1 pseudogene is annotated in these 393 nt (G+C 46.8%); it reads right to left on the reverse strand.

What is annotated here, in order from left to right:
• A pseudogene (locus tag QOS10_RS09535) lies at positions 1–393 on the reverse strand (hypothetical protein); the annotation flags it as partial.

Consider the following 393-nt stretch of genomic DNA (forward strand, 5'->3'; position numbering starts at 1 on the left):
CCAGTTGTTATCAAGCCACTGCCAACCACGCAATGCCCAGGCATTGTTCTGATCAAAGTAGTACCAACGACCGTTAATCGATTGCCACCCGGTTCGTGCAGTGCCGTCGTTGTTGAAGTAGTACCAATTACTAGCACCAGATTGATACCAGCCTGTCGTAGCAGCACCACTACCATCAAAGTAGTACCAATTACCGTTAACCTTTTGCCACCCGGTCTTCATGGCACCAAAATAACCATCATGTTCAGTTTGCAGATCATAAACATGGCCGTTAATAGTTTGGAGACCAGTCAGCATGTGACCTTTAGACCATTCAAAGTAGTACCAGCGGCCATTGATCTTTTGCCAGCCTTTATCCTGCCAAGCATTGGTTGGGTCAAAGTACAGCCAGTT

The sequence above is a fragment of the Limosilactobacillus galli genome (genome assembly GCF_947381495.1).
Lineage (GTDB): Bacteria > Bacillota > Bacilli > Lactobacillales > Lactobacillaceae > Limosilactobacillus > Limosilactobacillus galli.